This window comes from Paenibacillus sp. DS2015 (assembly GCF_050433705.1).
In the GTDB taxonomy this organism is placed as follows: Bacteria; Bacillota; Bacilli; order Paenibacillales; family Paenibacillaceae; genus Paenibacillus_AQ.
Genome location: NZ_JBNPWS010000019.1, coordinates 53,846 through 68,873, shown reverse-complemented (window position 1 = coordinate 68,873; position 15,028 = coordinate 53,846). Strand labels below are relative to the sequence as shown.

General features: G+C 42.0%; 10 protein-coding genes. 7 read left to right on the top strand and 3 right to left on the bottom strand.

Features of this window, described 5'->3' with window-relative positions:
• Positions 1 to 10: 10 nt before the first annotated feature.
• Together J2T13_RS16610 and J2T13_RS16605 are read left to right on the top strand one after the other, a co-directional pair.
• Positions 11 to 382, top strand: coding sequence for a CidA/LrgA family protein (locus tag J2T13_RS16610; RefSeq protein ID WP_429373218.1), 372 nt, complete (start codon positions 11 to 13; stop codon positions 380 to 382).
• A complete protein-coding gene (locus J2T13_RS16605) occupies positions 379 to 1,056 on the top strand; it encodes a CidB/LrgB family autolysis modulator (RefSeq protein WP_429373216.1) in 678 nt (225 codons plus the stop codon). The genes J2T13_RS16610 and J2T13_RS16605 overlap by 4 nt, the downstream gene beginning before the upstream one ends.
• A gap of 5 nt (positions 1,057 to 1,061) precedes the next feature.
• On the opposite strand, the gene J2T13_RS16600 is transcribed toward J2T13_RS16605, so the two are convergent.
• Positions 1,062 to 2,039 (bottom strand): Gfo/Idh/MocA family protein, encoded by a 978-nt coding sequence (locus J2T13_RS16600; protein WP_429373214.1) that lies wholly within the window; start codon positions 2,037 to 2,039, stop codon positions 1,062 to 1,064.
• A gap of 209 nt (positions 2,040 to 2,248) precedes the next feature.
• Positions 2,249 to 4,540 (bottom strand): helicase C-terminal domain-containing protein, encoded by a 2,292-nt coding sequence (locus J2T13_RS16595; RefSeq protein WP_429373212.1) that lies wholly within the window; start codon positions 4,538 to 4,540, stop codon positions 2,249 to 2,251.
• Between the two features lie 223 nt (positions 4,541 to 4,763).
• Here J2T13_RS16595 and gdhA point away from each other — a divergent pair, with 223 nt between their 5' ends.
• On the top strand, positions 4,764 to 6,143 hold the full coding sequence (gdhA, locus tag J2T13_RS16590; RefSeq protein WP_429373210.1) for an NADP-specific glutamate dehydrogenase: 1,380 nt from the start codon (positions 4,764 to 4,766) through the stop codon (positions 6,141 to 6,143).
• 126 nt (positions 6,144 to 6,269) lie between these two features.
• Here gdhA and J2T13_RS16585 read toward each other — a convergent pair whose 3' ends face one another.
• On the bottom strand, positions 6,270 to 8,477 hold the full coding sequence (locus J2T13_RS16585) for a methyl-accepting chemotaxis protein (RefSeq protein ID WP_429373208.1): 2,208 nt from the start codon (positions 8,475 to 8,477) through the stop codon (positions 6,270 to 6,272).
• Between the two features lie 517 nt (positions 8,478 to 8,994).
• Here J2T13_RS16585 and J2T13_RS16580 point away from each other — a divergent pair.
• From J2T13_RS16580 to J2T13_RS16565, 4 genes are all read left to right on the top strand, one after another.
• The gene (locus J2T13_RS16580) at positions 8,995 to 10,728 is read left to right on the top strand and encodes an LTA synthase family protein (protein ID WP_429373206.1); all 1,734 of its coding nucleotides are present in this window, start codon (positions 8,995 to 8,997) and stop codon (positions 10,726 to 10,728) included.
• A 348-nt stretch (positions 10,729 to 11,076) separates the two neighbouring features.
• Positions 11,077 to 13,542 (top strand): beta-mannosidase, encoded by a 2,466-nt coding sequence (locus J2T13_RS16575; protein ID WP_429373204.1) that lies wholly within the window; start codon positions 11,077 to 11,079, stop codon positions 13,540 to 13,542.
• Positions 13,543 to 13,593: 51 nt separating this feature from the next.
• Complete coding sequence (locus J2T13_RS16570; protein ID WP_429373202.1) at positions 13,594 to 13,800, top strand: hypothetical protein; 207 nt, start codon at positions 13,594 to 13,596, stop codon at positions 13,798 to 13,800.
• The gene (locus J2T13_RS16565) at positions 13,800 to 15,002 is read left to right on the top strand and encodes an AGE family epimerase/isomerase (RefSeq protein WP_429373283.1); all 1,203 of its coding nucleotides are present in this window, start codon (positions 13,800 to 13,802) and stop codon (positions 15,000 to 15,002) included. The genes J2T13_RS16570 and J2T13_RS16565 overlap by 1 nt, the downstream gene beginning before the upstream one ends.
• Positions 15,003 to 15,028 lie beyond the last annotated feature (26 nt).

The window sequence follows — 15,028 nt, the reverse complement described above, 5'->3', positions numbered from 1 at the left end:
CGGAAATAACGTGAAGAACATGATGAAAGGGTTCATTCAGGTAGCTGTACTTATGATATTTTCCTTACTTATGAATCAACTGGCACAATGGCTACAATGGAAAATACCTGGAAATATTGTGGGCATCCTGGTGATTTTCATCCTATTGGAAACCCGCGTTATCCGTCTAGAATGGATTGAAATCGGAGCTAACTGGTTACTTGCCGAGCTGCTACTCTTCTTCGTTCCAGCCGCCGTAGGTATCATGAAATATATCCCCATGTTACAAAGTGATGGCTTACGTATTCTCATTGTGGTGTTAATCAGCACATTCGTGGTCATGTTAAGCACAGGTTTTATGGCATCGAGAATTTCTAAACAGAAGGAGCGTCATGCATCATGATGACCGGACTCATGTATCTCGCACTTACCCTAATTGTCTATTTTAGTGTTAAATCACTCTATAAAAAATGGCCTAAAGTATATCTTTCTCCTTTATTAATTACGCCTCTTTTACTTGTTGTATGTTTACTATGGGCTAAAGTCCCTTATGAAACCTATAATAACGGAGGACAATACCTAAGCGATATGTTACAACCGGCTACCGTTGCCTTTGCCATTCCGTTATATAAACATTTCAAAGTACTCAAAAAGCACGCCGTCGAAATTATCGTCAGCGTACTCTTTGGTTCGATCGTTGCTATGGTCTCATCTGTATTACTTGCGAAATGGATGCATTTAAGTACGGTACTTGTAACAAGTCTAGTCCCTCGTTCAATTACGACACCCATCGCCATTAACGTATCTCAAGTCATTGGCGGAGTGCCCAATATAACCGCTGTATTCGTCATTATTACAGGACTGCTAGGCAGCATGATGGGACCTACCATCCTAAGAGTCTTCCATTTCGACAATGAAGTAGCACGCGGTGTGCTTCTTGGAACAAGCGCTCATGGTATGGGTACATCCCAAGCCTTCGAGCTAAGCCCACTAAGTGGGACCATCTCCAGTATATCTATGATTCTGGCTGCCCTATTCACCTTAGGTATGGCGCCCTATTTCATGAATATGCTATGACTGCATTAATATTGAATCGTCACTGGCTTACCTGTCATTGACGATTCTAATGCCGCATATGTAACAAGCTGTGTCTTGAATGCATCCGCATAATTAGAGCGAATACGTGAGGAATCTCCTGTACGAACGGCATGGATAAAGGCTTCACTTTCCAGCACATAGGGATCAACTGAATCCGAGTATTCGCTCTTCACATTCGGTGTTACCACCTGTAATCTATCTGCGTTCCAATCTAGTATCCCTTGACCTGTATAGAACGTAAGCCCACTCTGACCCACATTACCCGGAAGGATGCAGGTATTAGAAATACTCGCGATGACCCCACTCGCCATTGTAATCATCACTGTTCCCACATCGGATACGCTTACATTCTCATGTTGCTCATGCATCACACGATTGCCATACAGTGCGTATACTTCTTCTACATCCCCTAGACAATACCTGAGCATATCAACAATATGAGTCGTTTGTTCAATAAATTGCCCCCCTGATCCTTGCTGTTGTCTCCACCATGCAACCCCAGGCATTCCACCCATCCATTGTCCTAGCGCCATCCCTACTTGTTGTTCGCTAAGCAACTGCTTCAATTGACCTACCGTTTCCTTATAGCGAAAATGGTATCCCACTGATGTCAACAATTGTTGTGCTTCAATCTGTTTCAGTTGATTGCGCGGAAATTCTATATCTGTTGCGAGCGGTTTCTCCACAAGAAAGGGGATACCACGTTCAATAAGTTGTGGTTCAATGTCACCGTGTGCCATCGGTGGAACACAAATATATACAGCATCTAACTTCTCACGATCTAGCATTTCCGTTAAATTTCCATACCCTACAGTACCATAACGCATGGCCATCTTATCTGCCTTACCCTGACTACTACCACAGACGGCTTGAAGCTTTACACCCTCCATAGCTGATAGATTATCTGCATGAACGTTACTAAACCAACCTGTTCCAATGATCCCAACCTGTAATGTATCCATCGTTGCTGCACCTCTTCTTTTAGAATTCGACCTCTGACTTTCTAGTACATACTATATGATGATAGCGATCATTTTCAGTATGACTTTATCGACTAGTCGATACAAGCCCTTTGATGCAGATCCGTCTAGGGCGAGTCATTTCTAGTCCCATCTTATTGGATCGGTCAGCCGAGGCTTTTCTTCAACACTGAAAGAGGATAAGAGGTTACTCACTTCCACTCATCAGGCATTAACCCCTGATATTGACGCTGTAGGAAGCGATCATCCACAAGCATCAGTACCCCTGTGTCTTGCTCCGAGCGAATGAGCCGCCCTCCTGCCTGAAGCACTTTATTCATACCTGGATAGACATAAGAATAATCATATCCGTTCTTCCCGATGCTGTTAAAGTAGTCCTTTATTAGATTCCTTTCAAGTCCGAGTTGCGGCAGCCCAACACCTATAACAGCCACACCATTCAGTCGATCACCTTGTAGATCAATGCCTTCGGAGAAAATACCCCCAAGCACGGCAAATCCAACCAACGTCTCCTTATTGTCCCCTTGAAAAGAAGCTAGAAAAGCTTCCCGTTCCTCCTCTGCCATACCCACGCCTTGCACAATCGTGGTTACTTCCGGGTACGTCTCAATGAAGGTTGCATATACAGTCTGCAAATACTGATATGAGGGGAAGAAGAACAAATAATTCCCTTTCCTCTCCTGTACTAACTCAGCTAGCAAGTTTACTAATGCGTTCTTCGTATTCTCTCGATCATGGTAACGTGTAGAGAGTGGTTCAATCCGCACATCTAATTGCTCTCGGTGAAAAGGAGAATCTATACTTAGGCTATAGTCATCCTCCCCAGCTCCAATCATGTCCCTATAATATGAAAGAGGCGAAAGTGTCGCTGAGAAGAATATGGCTCCACGAAATCCTTTTCCTGCTTGAGATAACAGCAGCGACGGGTCCATACAGAACATTTTGACCGTTACCCCTAGCCGATGTACTTCCGCATACGTAACATACCTCTCGTTGTATAACTTAGCGATGCGAATAAAGTTCTGAGCTGCATAGTACGTGTCCAATAGCAGTTGCCGAGCTATAGCCACACTTTCACCTTGTTGAATTAACCCTATTTCTGCCTGAACCACAAAAGATTCAAGAAGAGATATCAGATCTGCAGGATGTTCTTTCCATAACTTTTGCCTGTGCTCACCACAATCTTTTTTCAAATTAATAAAATATTGGTTCACGGCCTTGGAAGCCTCGAATAGGCCTGTATCTACGCCTTTGAATTCCCTCTGTAATTGTAAGAACTCAGCCTTCCCAATACCTGCTGAGAACATCTCCCTGCCTCGATCAACTAGATTATGTGCTTCATCTACAAGTAGCACCGTATGTCGCTTCTGCTCCTCCATTAGTCGTTTCAGTGACACTCTAGGATCAAACACATAATTATAATCGCATATGATGACATCTGCGGCATAAGCAACATCTAATGAAAATTCAAACGGACATACGTTATGCTTCCGAGCATAATGTTCAATAACGCTTCGATCCATTAACGTTTCCTGTGACAATATATCGAGAATAGCCCCATTAATTCGATCATAATAACCATCTGCGAAAGGGCAATCTTCCTTCCTACATGATGTTTTTTCCTGGAAACACACCTTCTCCTTAGCTGTTAGGGTCACTGTCTGTATATGTAATCCTCTGGACTTCATCCGTACAAAAGCCTGCTCGGCAGCCGTACGTGTTGTTGTTCGAGCCGTAAGATAAAATATGTGCTGAAGCAGCCCCTCCCCCATTGCCTTTACCGATGGAAATAACGTCGATATCGTCTTACCAATCCCTGTAGGCGCCTTGACGAATAACTTCTTCCCCTCCTTAATCGTCTGATATACTGCACCTGCAAGCTTCCTCTGGCCTTCGCGATAGGTATCGAAGGGGAATGATAGAGCCTGAATGCTCGTATCCCTTAGATGCACATTCTGAAGCCTTACAGAAATATAGGGTGCATAGCTTTTCACTACGTCCAATGTGAACACCTCAAGTTCACTTAGGGAGTAGTCACGCCTAAATTGCCTTTTCTCACCAGTAGTTACTTGAATATAAGTAAGTTGTACCCGCATGTGATTAAGATCATGCTCTTTTGCAACCATATAAGCATAGAATTGAGCTTGTGCCCAATGAATATCATGACCGCCATGTAGGTCTGCTAAATGTCCAGAAGTCGATTTAATCTCGTCGATCATCTGTCCATCTTCCAAGTTAATCAACCCATCACATCGCCCTTCAATCAAATATATGATATTATCATAAGAAATCTCTGTCTTTAGGGGTACTTCCTTTAGATCACTCTCTTTATAAGTTCGTTGCACTTGCTGATGAATACGTGTCCCCTCATGAAGTGCTGTCGCTACTTGAAAGCCCGTATGAATATCTCCACTACGATATGCATACTCCACCAGCGGTCTAACCGATATCTTCACTTGTTTCATTTCCTTATTTTCTTCCATCTATACGATCACCCGTTCTCATTCAATATTTGGTATCATAACATACAATCGCTTATATTTATTCATCTTTTTGGATAATTTCGCCCTTAATATGGCGATTCTAGGTATGAATATGAAATATATTGGCTATTTAAAGTGTTAAAGTATTGAAGTACGGCTAAAAAAGTGTATAATTTCCCTTACATAAGAATGGTATATATAAACGCAGAGGAGAGAGAACCCAATGACCTTTTTACATGTCAACAACCCGAACGAAGAAAAAGCTAAGCAATACGTGAATGGAATCTTCGAAACGGTACAAAAACGTAACCCTAGTGAGAATGAATTCCATCAGGCGGTAAAGGAAATATTAGATTCACTCGTACCTGTACTTGCCAAAGAACCTAAGTACATCAACAACGGTATTCTAGAGAGACTCGTGGAACCTGAAAGATTGATTATGTTCAGAGTGCCTTGGGTAGATGACCAAGGTAAAGTTAGAGTTAACCGTGGGTATCGCGTGCAATTCAACAGTGCAATCGGTCCTTTCAAGGGTGGACTTCGTTTCCATCCATCCGTTAACTCCAGTATCATCAAATTTCTAGGATTTGAACAAACATTCAAGAACTCCCTAACGGGTCAACCGATTGGTGGAGGTAAAGGTGGATCAGACTTCGATCCTAAAGAAAAGTCTGATGGAGAAGTGATGAGATTTACTCAAAGCTTTATGACAGAGCTCTCTAAATACATCGGACAGGATACTGACGTTCCTGCAGGAGATATTGGTGTAGGCGCTAGAGAAATCGGTTATATGTTCGGACAATACAAACGTATTCGCGGTGGTAACGAAGCGGGTATTCTAACAGGTAAAGGCATTTCTTACGGCGGTAGCTTAGCACGCCCTGAAGCTACAGGCTACGGTACAGTTTACTTTGTGAACGAAATGTTACAAGCGCAAGGTTTGAGCCTTTCCGGAAGTACAGTAGTTATCTCAGGTTCAGGAAATGTTGCCATTTATGCGATTCAAAAGGCTGCAGAATTCGGCGCTAAAGTGGTAGCATGTAGTGACTCTAATGGTTATATCTACGATCCAGAAGGTATTCACTACGAAACTGTTCAACGACTCAAAGAAGTGGAAAGAAAACGCATTAGCGAATACGTCAAGGAGCATCCAAATGCTGTCTATACAGAAGGATGTCAAGACATTTGGACCATTCCATGTGACATCGCTCTTCCTTGTGCGACTCAGAATGAAATCGATGAGGACGCAGCGAAGCTACTCGTTAGCAACGGTGTTAAGGCTGTTGCAGAAGGTGCAAATATGCCTTCCACACTTGCAGCTATTGATGTATTCCTTGAGAATGGTGTGCTTTTTGGACCAGCCAAAGCAGCTAATGCTGGAGGCGTAGCGGTATCCGCTCTTGAAATGTCTCAGAACAGTATGAGATTGTCTTGGACCTTCGAAGAGGTTGACGCGAAGCTACACCTTATCATGAGCAATATTTATAAGAACAGTGCAGAAGCAGCAGAAGAATACGGATACCCAGGAAACCTAGTCGTGGGCGCTAACATCGCTGGCTTTATCAAAGTCGCAGATGCCATGCTAGCACAAGGTGTCATCTAAGCATTCAATTTCATAGTAAGCAGAAACATACCGTCTTATCGATGGTATCGTTTCTGAAAATAATAAAAGCACCCCACAATCACCGGTATAACGGTGCGTGGGATGCTTTTATTCATTTCTAAATATCTATCGCAGCCTACTATCGGTCAGTCTGAATTGGTTCACCAGTTGTAACAAGGACTGCGTAATAGATTCAACATTCCCTGATGTGCTACGAACATGTTCAATATCCTCCTGTAGATCATGTACCGTATTCTCTACCTCCGCAGAGATTTTACGATTCTCAATACTAACCGAAGCAATTTTCTCCATAAGAGCCACAACTTCGTCAACTACTTGAGTTTTCAGGGTATCGTGAGCCGTAGCCTGACTTAGAATATCAATAGCATTAGCAACAATTTCTGTCCCCTCAGCAACAGATTTCGTTCCTTCCTCCATAGACCTGAAGGCAACGTCTACCTCACTACCTATATTCAATATAATATCCTTCATTTGTGCTGTAGATTGATTCGTCAATTCAGCTAACTTGCGAATTTCTCCAGCGACTACAGCAAATCCTTGCCCATGGTCACCTGCCCGCGCAGCCTCAATGGATGCATTCAATGAGAGCAGATGCGTCTGTGAAGAAATCTCCTCAATGCCTTGTAACAAACCATTAATACTTCGGGTGGTTTGAAGGAAATTAGAAATCGCTTGGTTACTCTCTTCTACCTTCAATTTGATCTGTTGCATTTTGTCCCCAATATGCTGCACTTCATCTTGGGCTACTGCTATTTGTTTCGATGCTATCTGTTCTAGCTCACTTAATGTTCCACTCATATCAAGTGAGACATCCTTAGCCACATCAATATCCTTCAATTGACCGCGGATCCCACCAATCATCAAGTCAATTTTGTGACTAACACGCTCTGTAGAAACCTCCGTTGAAGCGGTAGAGTCATTTAGAAGCCCTTGGCTATGCTGAACGTCCCCTGCTGCCTGCTTCACTTGTATCATAATTCCTTCTAATGAATCGATCATATTATTAATCCATTTAGCCAATTCCTTGGTCTCATCATTATTGAACTCCTGAATAGGTAACCTCTGTGTCAAATCTCCCTTTCCTTCCGCATTAATGCGGATGAATTGGTTCACACGATTCAAATGTTTCACAATCGGTCTGCTACCCTTCCGTTCCATAACACTCATCGTAACCCAACCCAATAGAAGATTGGCCGCGCCGACCACTACAGCCCCTAGTACCCCTTGCATGAAATTCGATAAAAGAACAAACAAGAGGACATTGAGAATAATGGCACTTATCCCTGCAACGATAGTCATCTTCTTCAGCGTCCAGCTCATACTACGAATGCGGTATACTTCTTCTAGATCTCCTTCACACATCATCCCCCATACATCTGGACAATGAGGCAGTTGAAAGGTTACGCCTTTACCAATGACTGGAATGTGCCGATAATCGGAGTATCCCGGGAACTCTACGAATAGGTTGCTACCCTTCTTAATCGTATTGGCGACACCGGGATGAAGATCATCTGTAGCCGGGTCCTTGAAGATCAGCTCCAACTCCGTGTGCTGTTTTACTTGTACCATGCCATAATCTGTTCGTACTCCGTCTTTCAAGTTATCCCCATGCGTAAAGGTGACATCCTCGAACCGGCTACGAGACAGAGCCGTCCCCGCTGCTATATGTGTGTTAAGAATAGGTTTCGCCATAAATATATAATTATCACCTGAATCAGGATAGACATGTCCCGATTCTCTTTGAATCAAATCTCCAAGTACATCATTTGGAACACGGCCACACAAAGCACCTTTCCACACGCCTTGCTCCACGATGGGTACAATAAATAACAACGTCATTTCATCGTGAAATTGTGAGGTACTAGGTCCAATTTCTACCGTTAATGGATCACGATAGGGACCGAATAAGCACTTATTCCCTTTTAATGATTCTTGGATCCCTGAAGTTACCTCATGTTTATCGCTATAGATTGCACCTACATGACTTGGATAGGTAGAGTACAACACCTTTCTCTCCTGGCCCAGTACAAATACTTCTGAGAACGAGGTGCCTCGCTTGTGGCAATCTGCGAATAACCGTTCCACGTTATTTCCCGTTATCAATCCTTGTTCTAGTGTGAGTCCGTTGGCTTGAACTTCTAACAATAGCTTATCAAGATAGGACCAATATTCGTGGACCCATGTCTCCAGAATCTGCATACGTGTTTGCGCAATTCCTTCGAATATTTGTTCCACATCTTTCTTCAAATGACGATTCAATCGATAAGACTTCCAAAGCGGATACCCTGTTTTGAAGCCAAGCCAATCATACATATGAATTCCTCCTAGTCTATTGCTATCCAAAAAGTGTACATTTGCGCGTTAGCGCTTTTGGGTAATTCTACCTAATTGTTCTCGAGTGCACAATATCAGAATGGGCATTTAAAAAAATAAATATTTCACGACATTGAATGTAAGCGTATCCTTTATTGAGTAATTAGCCTCTTTTGACATCCATTCCTTGGGGGGGCATAATGAATTCTATCAACTATTAAAAATATAATAGAACCATCATAGAGTGCATGTTCAAAGATATGCTAGACACAGAACAGGTAGATTGGGGGCTAAAATCACACCTTCGATGCCCAATATTCTTCTACTGTTAATCCATGAGCAATAAATATCTGTTTGAACAACCTCTTACAGAAAGGACGTCATTATTTTGTCTTGGTCAACACCCTTTAAATGGATTGGAAAGAGGCCTTTTGTACTTTTCACCCTCATATTATTACTCAAAGGTTACCTAGCTTGGGCCGCCACCTTTGGTGACCTATTACCCTGGAAGTTACTCATGACGGAACTTCCCTTTATTTGGCTTGTCTTTAGTTTCATAGAATGGTTTGCAAGCAAGCGTAAGCTGACAGCTTACATGGTGGTTAATTTGCTTGTTACAGCCATATTTTTTGCAGTCATTATGTATTATAAATATTATGGTGTAATCGTAAATTATCATGCGCTAGAGCAGGTCAACCAAGTAACGGCAGTAAAAAACAGTGTATTCTCATTACTTGATCCTTACTACTTGTTCATCTTTACTGATATTATTGCGTTCTTTCTCCTCTCCTTCCGTCGTACTAAGATGAAGAATTGGAAACGAACTACAGCATACAAAGGGAGAAAACTTGTCGTACTCCCCCTATTCATTTTGTCTTTAGCATTATGTCTATTCAATATCTTACCGAATCGAGCAAGCATGAATGAAATTATACAAGCACAGGATATGGGTATTCTTAACTACGAAGCCTATACCCTTTTTGCGAATGATGATACAGACTGGGTGCCACTTAAGAATGTTACTCAGCAATCCATCAACGAATTAAAAACAGTCACTGAAGTAGAGAATCCAGACTACTGGCAGGATGCCCAAGGGAAAAATCTCATTATTATTCAATTAGAGTCTTTTCAGAATTTCCTGATTAATCTAAAGCTTGATGGGAAAGAAATTACACCTAATATGAATCGATTAGCCCAAGAACACTTATACTTCCCTAACTTCTATCAACAAGTGGGGCAAGGGAATACGTCGGATGCTGAATTTGTCGTCAATACTTCCTTTTACATTCCTTCTAACGGGGCAGCTACGCAAATTTATGCGGATAAAGAACTCCCAAGCCTTCCTAAACTATTAGAAGCTCAGGGTTACAGCACAGCTACTTTCCATACCAATACCGTTGAATTCTGGAATCGTGGGGATTTATATCATGCTTTAGGATTTGATAAATATTATGATAACCAGTTTTTCGGTGACGAAGATACCGTTTTCTTCGGTGCTTCTGATGAAACGTTATATGCTAAGACAGCTACCGTACTGCAGGAAATGGATGCTGATCCGAATCCTTTCTATAGCCAGGTTATCTCTATGACAGCACATCACCCTTTCTCCATCCCTGAGGACAAGTACCACATGGAACTTCCCGAACATTACGAGGGAACTTTCGTAGGCGATTATATCCGTTCGCAGAATTATGCGGATTATTCACTTGGTTTATTTATCGATGATTTGAAAGCAAAGGGATTATGGGATAATAGCTTGATCGTAGTCTATGGAGATCACATGGGCCTGCCTATTTATTCTCTTGATAAAGATGATAAAGAGTTAATGAAAGAGATCTACGGACATGAGTATAGCTACCAAGAGATGCTGAATATTCCACTTATTATTAGCAGCACTGAAATTGCCGCGCCTCAAGTCATAGAGAATATGGGTGGTCAGATTGATATTCTACCTACCCTTGCTAATTTAATGGGCATCTCTCTCTCAGATCATATTCATTTTGGGCAAGATTTACTAAATCATAGTTCTAACATCCTGCCCCAACGATACTATCTTCCTACGGGCTCACTCATGAGTGATACGACAATGTTCCTCTCTGGCAGTGGGTTTGATGATGGTACACAATACCCACTTCATCGTAGCGGTGATCAGACTCAACCTGTTACGGAAGAGCAGTACATGCAGGCTCTCAAGCTACTCCAACTATCGGACAGTTATGTGAATCAGCAACCGAATTGGACAGAAGAGTAACCTATATACGAATACGAACTCAACTGAAAATAGGCGATTTCATCGCCGTAGAGAAACCCCTAACGATTATTCAACTTCGTTAGGGGTTTCTTTTTGGACTAAAGATTATTATTTGTTATTAAAAAACAGCCCTTTTTTTATTGATATTTCTCAGATATCGTTTAGTACATTATAATAACTAAATAATAACTAATATTTTTTCGAATAATTATTTTATAAAAGAATAAACAACAAAATATTAGATTAGCACTTGATATATATTAGAAAAAAGATTATAAAAGGGATAGGTAATTTAAATAACAAAGGTAAATAAACATACTAACAAATACCCCCAAGGGAGATTATCACATGAAAAAGCTAACATTGTGCGGCATTTGGCAACTCCAAGATAGTAGCAACACTGCCAACCTAGAAGTTCAAGTTCCGGGCTCTGTATATAACGATCTTTTACAGGCTAATCTGATTGAGGATCCTTTCTATAGAGATAACGAAAAGAATGCTAAAGATATTATGCGTAAGGAGTACCGCTACAGCCGAAACTTTGAAATATCCGAAGAACTTTATAATAATGACTGCATTGAACTGGTATGTGAAGGTCTCGACACCCTTACAACGATTATGATTAATGATCGTGTATTAGCTGATACCCATAATATGCACCGTACTTATATACTAAACGTTAAGAATTATGTTCACGCTGGAGCGAATGAAATAGCCATTATTTTTCATAACTCACTCGATTACATCGCTAAGAAACAAGAAGAATTCCACCTATGGGGTGTAGGTACAACGGTAGACGGTTTCCCTCACATTCGCAAAGCTCATAGTAGCTATGGCTGGGACTGGGGTCCACAACTTCCGGATGCTGGGATCTGGAGAGATATCTACATAAAGGCATACAACATTGGACGAATTCAAGACGTATACATGACCCAACACCATACAGAAGGGCAAGTAGAGCTTTCACTTCGACTAAATATTGAAGCTTGGAGCCACACGCCTCTAAATGCAAGTGTGACGATTAACACTCCAGATGGGCAAGAGTTAACGATTCGGAATGAAGTAACTGCTGAACAACAGACTTTAAACTTAACCATTGATAACCCACAACTTTGGTGGCCCAATGGCTATGGTAAACAACCTCTCTACAAAGTAGTCGTAGGGTTACATGCTGAAGGTATTTTAATAGATCAGCAAGAATATACCATCGGATTACGGACCATCCGTGTGAAACAACAACCGGATGCCTGGGGAGAGTCATTCGAGTTCGAAATTAACGGCACTTCCATATTTGCCATGGGCGCTAACTACATTCCTGAAGACAACTTACTTCCTAGAGCTACTACAGCGAAGACAGAAGTTCTTATCCAAGATTGTATCGAAGCTAACTTCAACTGTATTCGTATCTGGGGTGGAGGGATTTATCCTAGTGATGACTTCTATGATCTATGTGATCGATACGGACTGATCGTCTGGCAAGACTTCATGTTCGCTTGTGCCGTATACGATATGACAGATGCGTTCGCAGACAATATTAAGCAAGAGGCTATCGATAACATTCGTCGTTTACGTCACCGTGCATCGCTAGGACTCTGGTGTGGTAACAATGAGATTGAGTCCGCCATTCTCGATTGGGGATTTCCAACGACAGATAAGATGAAGCAAGATTATATTCAACAATTCGAAGTACTACTGAAGGATGTTGTAGCAGAATATGACCCTAATACATTCTACTGGTCCTCTTCTCCATCTTCGACAGGTAGCTTCGATAACCCAAGTGATCCGAATCGGGGGGATGTACATTACTGGGATGTCTGGCACGGTTTGAAGCCATTCACAGAATACCGCTCCTTCCATTTCCGCTTCTGTTCCGAATTCGGGTTCCAATCTTTCCCGAACATGAAGACGATCGAAAGCTTCACATTACCTGAAGATCGCAACATATTCTCATATGTGATGGAAAGACATCAGAAAAATGATGGAGCTAACGGTAAGATATTGTACTACTTAGCTCAGAACTTTAAGTATCCCAAGGACTTCAGTTCTCTCGTCTACACCTCTCAGTTACTGCAAGCTGAAGCTATGAAGTATGGTGTAGAACATTGGAGACGGAATCGCGGACGGTGTATGGGTTCCATCTACTGGCAATTAAATGATTGCTGGCCGGTAGCCTCATGGTCAAGCATTGACTATTATGGCCGATGGAAGGCACTTCATTACTTCGCGAAGCGCTTCTATGCACCTCTCCTTATCTCCGCTTGTGAGGAAGGAAAGAGCGTTGCACTACATGTATCCAATGAGACGATGCATTCGTTTCAAGGAACCGTGTCATGGCAACTACGCAGCACAACATCGGATCTTAACCAAGAAGGCACACACATAACCGAAGTGAATCAACTCAGTTCTGCTTCGGTCATTGAGTTAGACTTCAGCGATGTACTGACGGATGACGGAATGCGCTCAGCTTACTTAAGTTATCAATTAGAGGACTCACTGGGATCTATTATTAGTGATGGTGTCCTACTCCTCAGTACCGCTAAACATTTCATGCTAAATCAGGTAGATATCGCTACGGAGTGGTGTGAAAACGATAAAGAGTACGAGCTTAAGGTCACAGCCAACGAACTCGCTAAATATGTAGAGCTAGAGCTCACCAAACTAGATGGCAAATGGAGTGATAACTACTTCGATCTATATCCGGGTCAATCAAAGACCATCACCCTTAATAAAGAATCTTTATCAAAGACTACTCCATTCGAGGCCCTACAAGCATCATTAACGATTCGTAGTGCGGTAGATATAGCAGATGTCTAGATTTACAAATAATCTTGGAACTTAATTTGAAATATAGAGAGAAGGTACAACATGAAGATACTTGAAGGATACATTGGGGGTATGACTTGGGGATGGGATGGAACTCGTGGAATCTGGAATAACGATACGGCTGAGCATTCTATGAAGGAAATGGCTGCCCAAAATGATGACTACTGTCCTTATGCAAAGCAAGCCGAATCTATCATATCAGAATTTTATGCATCTAAAATAACTAAACCTCAGGAGGTGCTCCTTTGATTCAAGAGGCCATTGTCATTGATACGTGGAAGTCTAAGGTGAAACAAGAATTAACTGATAATATCCTGGGATTCTGGATGAAACATACGTTGGATGAACAACACGGTGGCTTTCTCGGAGAAATTTCAACCGATCTACAGGTCACACCTAGAGCCGATAAATGTCTGGTTCTCAACACCAGAATACTGTGGACCTTCTCTGCAGCTTATCGGCTCTATCCAAATAAGGAGTATTTAATCATAGCTAAGCGGGCCTATGATTACATTCTGAAGTATTTCATAGATTTGAAATACGGTGGCCTATTCTGGATGGTCCACGCGAACGGCACCCCGTCTGATGATAAGAAGCAGGTATACGGGCAAGCATTTGCGATCTACGCCCTTACAGAGTATCACAGGGCTACAGGAGACGAAGTGGCACTAGAACAGGCAATACAGCTATTCCATATCGTAGAGACGCATAGTTATGACCCTACTAACAAGGGATACTTGGAAGCTCTCTCTCGTGATTGGCAAGCAACCGACGATGTCAGTCTAAGCGACAAAGATTTAAACGAAAAGAAATCAATGAATACGCATTTGCACATCATGGAAGCTTATACGAATTTACTTCGTGTCTGGCCTTCACCTTTACTTCAACAAAAGCTTACCGAATTAATTGAAGTCACACTTGATCACATTATTAATTCTGAAACGGGACACTTCAAGTTATTCTTCGATGAATCATGGCAGGTGAAGTCGGAACATATTTCTTATGGACATGATATTGAGGGCAGTTGGTTATTAGTAGAGGCCGCAGAGGTACTTGGAAATGTGCCTCTATTGAAACGAACGAAGGAAGTCGCTATCCAAATGGCAGAAACCACCTATGCCGAAGGTGTAGATACCGATGGCGGAATCATTAACGAGGCAGACGCCACTGGATTCATCGATACAAATAAGGATTGGTGGCCACAAGCTGAAGCCATGGTCGGATTCTACAATGCCTATCAACTCACAGGAGACAGCAAATTTGAACAAGCTGCTTATCGATCATGGGACTTTATCGAGCAATATATTATCGACCATGAACATGGGGAATGGTTCTGGAGTGTTAACCGCGCGGGAATACCTAATCTCCAACATGCGAAGGTTAGTGCTTGGAAATGCCCCTATCACAACGGCAGAGCCTGTATGGAAATGCTAGAGCGATTGCAATCGTAAATTAGATATATATTTCAAATGTTTAT

What these genes read in the sequence shown, in the direction of transcription:
- J2T13_RS16605 (WP_429373216.1), top strand. Translation starts at nt 379, where the DNA reads ATGATGACCGGACTCATGTATCTCGCACTTACCCTAATTGTCTATTTT.
- J2T13_RS16600 (WP_429373214.1), bottom strand. Translation starts at nt 2,039, where the DNA reads ATGGATACATTACAGGTTGGGATCATTGGAACAGGTTGGTTTAGTAAC.
- J2T13_RS16595 (WP_429373212.1), bottom strand. Translation starts at nt 4,540, where the DNA reads ATGGAAGAAAATAAGGAAATGAAACAAGTGAAGATATCGGTTAGACCG.
- gdhA (WP_429373210.1), top strand. Translation starts at nt 4,764, where the DNA reads ATGACCTTTTTACATGTCAACAACCCGAACGAAGAAAAAGCTAAGCAA.
- J2T13_RS16585 (WP_429373208.1), bottom strand. Translation starts at nt 8,477, where the DNA reads ATGTATGATTGGCTTGGCTTCAAAACAGGGTATCCGCTTTGGAAGTCT.
- J2T13_RS16580 (WP_429373206.1), top strand. Translation starts at nt 8,995, where the DNA reads ATGACGGAACTTCCCTTTATTTGGCTTGTCTTTAGTTTCATAGAATGG.
- J2T13_RS16575 (WP_429373204.1), top strand. Translation starts at nt 11,077, where the DNA reads ATGAAAAAGCTAACATTGTGCGGCATTTGGCAACTCCAAGATAGTAGC.
- J2T13_RS16570 (WP_429373202.1), top strand. Translation starts at nt 13,594, where the DNA reads ATGAAGATACTTGAAGGATACATTGGGGGTATGACTTGGGGATGGGAT.